General features: G+C 42.5%; 3 protein-coding genes and 3 pseudogenes. 5 read left to right on the forward strand and 1 reads right to left on the reverse strand.

Annotated elements, in window-relative coordinates:
* The 5 genes and pseudogenes from IM515_RS24265 to IM515_RS24285 all read left to right on the forward strand — a co-directional run.
* Positions 1 to 146, forward strand: a pseudogene (locus IM515_RS24265) (Uma2 family endonuclease); the annotation flags it as partial.
* A gap of 6 nt (positions 147 to 152) precedes the next feature.
* A complete protein-coding gene (locus IM515_RS24270) occupies positions 153 to 377 on the forward strand; it encodes a type II toxin-antitoxin system HicB family antitoxin (RefSeq protein WP_287628074.1) in 225 nt (74 codons plus the stop codon).
* Positions 378 to 667: 290 nt separating this feature from the next.
* Positions 668 to 892, forward strand: coding sequence for a hypothetical protein (locus IM515_RS24275; RefSeq protein WP_002762738.1), 225 nt, complete (start codon positions 668 to 670; stop codon positions 890 to 892).
* On the forward strand, positions 889 to 1,182 hold the full coding sequence (locus IM515_RS24280) for a type II toxin-antitoxin system RelE/ParE family toxin (RefSeq protein WP_287628075.1): 294 nt from the start codon (positions 889 to 891) through the stop codon (positions 1,180 to 1,182). The genes IM515_RS24275 and IM515_RS24280 overlap by 4 nt, the downstream gene beginning before the upstream one ends.
* Positions 1,183 to 1,240: 58 nt before the next feature.
* Positions 1,241 to 2,788, forward strand: a pseudogene (locus IM515_RS24285) (PatA/PatG family cyanobactin maturation protease); the annotation flags it as partial.
* A gap of 4 nt (positions 2,789 to 2,792) precedes the next feature.
* On the opposite strand, the pseudogene IM515_RS24290 reads toward IM515_RS24285, so the two are convergent.
* Positions 2,793 to 2,927 (reverse strand): annotated as a pseudogene (locus tag IM515_RS24290) (IS630 family transposase); the annotation flags it as partial.

Consider the following 2,927-nt stretch of genomic DNA (forward strand, 5'->3'; position numbering starts at 1 on the left):
AAGAATATATTAAACTTGAACCGAACTCAGAAGGGATAATTTGTTCCCAGATATTCCCTGGATTATGGTTAGATAAAGATGCTTTATTAGCCGGTGATTTAGCCAAGGTTTTAGAAGTTTTGCAATTAGGAATAGCAAGGAGATAATTAATCATGAAATATAGCATTTTAATTCAATGGTCTGAAGAAGATAATGCCTATATTGCCAGTTTACCCGAATGGGAAAAATACGCTCGAACTCACGGCAGCACCTATCAAGAAGCCCTTGATAATGCCCAAGAAGTTTTAGAAGATTTGGTAGATATATATACCCAAGAAAATAAACCTTTGCCCTCGCCAAAACTATTACAATTAGCTGAGAAAATTACTAATGACTAACCTCCCAACTATTCTAGGACTAAAAGTAGGTTTTTCTTCCGGAGAAAATGATTTCAACAAAGACTTAACACAAATTCACTTAAAAACTATTGATTCGGCAGAAAAGAGGTAGTATGATCGAGAATAAATAGCAATCAGGTCAGATTTACCATGATGAAAACTAAAAGAGAATCAAAAAACCATGAATTAGAACCCCTACAAAGTTTAGAATTACCCATTTTTTGACGACAGGAAATACCAAGATTACAGCTACCGTTAAACCTATTACAACAATCAAGAGAGGATAAATTATGATGACATTAGAACAAGCTCTTATGACAGTTAATGAACTACCTATTGAACAGAGAGAAATGTTAATAGAAATTGTCAAAAATCAAATGATAGAATCCTATCGAGACGAAATAGCCCGAAATGCTAAAGAAGCGAGGGAAGCTTTTCAAAGAGGAGAATTAAAACCGCAACCTTTAGAAGATATTATTGATGAATTAAAAACCCTATTAACAGAAGATGAATGAAAGAGATTATTGCAACACAGAAGTTTAAACGGTCATTTCGTAAATTGGTCAAGCGTAATGCTCAACTTGAACAAAAAATCATTGAAACATTAAAGCTAATGCAAGAAGATATTTTTACCCCTCAGTTAGCCACCCATTCATTACAAGGAAAATTATTAGGACTAAAAGCTTGTTCTTGTGGTTATGATTGTAGAATTGTATTTTCTTTAGAAAGACCAGAAACTAATGATAAGGAGCAAAAAGAAGTAATCATTCTAATTGATATTGGTACTCATGATCGGGTTTATTAAACTTAATTTTTAACCTCATTTTCACCTAACTTACTCTGATTCACTAATCATTAATAAAATGACTCAAATTCTCTCGATTCCAGGACTAAAAGAACTACAAAAACAAACCAAAGGCGCATCAGAAATAACCGTCGCCATTCTCGATGGTGTAGTTGATACCGACCATCCCTGCTTTAATGGGGCAGACCTAACCCGTTTATCCACCCTCGTCCAGCATCAAGCCAACGCGGGGCAAATGTCCACTCATGGGACACATATCGCCAGCCTCATATTTGGACAACCTAAAACAGAAATAGAAGGAATTGCCCCTAATTGTCGAGGTTTACTTGTTCCCGTCTTTGGGGATGATAATAGAAAACTCTCCCAACTCGATTTAGCGAGGGCGATTGAACAAGCCGCCGAAAACGGAGCAAAAGTGATTAATATTAGCGGCGGGGCCCTCACTGATATGGGAGAAGCCGAAGATTGGCTAATTCGCGCCGTCGAGATGTGTAACGAGAGAAATATTCTTATCGTTGCCGCTGCTGGCAATGATGGCTGTGAATGCCTGCAAGTCCCGGCAGCCCTTCCCGCCGTCCTAGCGGTGGGTGCTGTTGATGCTAGAGGGCATCCCCTCGACTTTAGTAATTGGGGGGAAACCTACCAAAGTCAAGGCATCCTTGCCCCTGGAGAAAACATCTTAGGGGCAAAACCGGGCGGCGGGACTGTGCAACTGAGTGGGACCAGCTTCGCCGCGCCCATTGTGGCCGGAGTAGCCGCCTTATTACTCAGCTTGCAGGTGCAGCGAGGAGAAACCCCCAATCCTCACGCTGTCCGGGAGGCAATACTAAAAAGCGCCCTCCCCTGCCAATATGCCGACAGCGAAAATGAACCAAAATGTTTAGCCGGAGTGTTGAACATTTCTGGGGCAATTCAACAACTAACAGGAGAAACCATGTCCGAATCTGTGGAAACCCAAGCAACAGTAGAAGCATCGGGCTGTGGCTGCGGTGGTACGCCGGAAACCCCTGAGGCCGAACGCCAAAATCTCGAACTGAGTGCCGCAACCAGCGCACCGGTAATTCCCGTCGCCCAAATTCCCAACCCTGTCATCACCTCTCAAGGAGTATCCATGCCCGAAACTACTAATAAACCTGTTACCCCTAGCCAAGCTGCTGAACCTGCTGGCGGAGTCGTCTATGCCATTGGCACTTTGGGCTATGACTTCGGCACCGAAGCCCGTCGGGACACATTTAAACAACTGATGCCCACCGCCGTAATTGGTGGTATTGAAGTTCCCTCTAATCCCTACGATGCCCGTCAGATGGTGGATTACCTAGCTGACAACCTTTCGGAGGCTAAATCCTTAATCTGGACCCTGAATCTGGAACTTACGCCAATTTACGCCATTGAACCTCTTGGCTCTTTTTCCCGAGAAGTTTATGCGGCTTTACAGGAACTTCTTTCAGGACAAGTGCAAGCAGAAAACAGCGCCGAGTATATTCAGCGTGTCAGTATTCCGGGACGGATTACTGGGCGGACAGTACGCTTGTTCTCAGGACAAGTTGTTCCCGTCATTGAACCGGATAGTCCCCGGGGAATTTATGGTTGGCACGTTAATACTTTATACTTTAGACGTTCATAATCTGAGATTTATTAAACTTCTGAAATCGTAGAGTCAGCAAAGAATCCAGTTCTTTTTTATGTTTCAGATGGGCATCATTCAGACATTCATAAATAGCTGAAGAAAAGTCAGAAAAGTTCTC

The sequence above is a fragment of the Microcystis sp. M44BS1 genome (genome assembly GCF_020244875.1).
Taxonomy (GTDB): domain Bacteria; phylum Cyanobacteriota; class Cyanobacteriia; order Cyanobacteriales; family Microcystaceae; genus Microcystis; species Microcystis panniformis.

What these genes read in the sequence shown, in the direction of transcription:
- IM515_RS24270 (WP_287628074.1), top strand. Translation starts at nt 153, where the DNA reads ATGAAATATAGCATTTTAATTCAATGGTCTGAAGAAGATAATGCCTAT.
- IM515_RS24275 (WP_002762738.1), top strand. Translation starts at nt 668, where the DNA reads ATGATGACATTAGAACAAGCTCTTATGACAGTTAATGAACTACCTATT.
- IM515_RS24280 (WP_287628075.1), top strand. Translation starts at nt 889, where the DNA reads ATGAAAGAGATTATTGCAACACAGAAGTTTAAACGGTCATTTCGTAAA.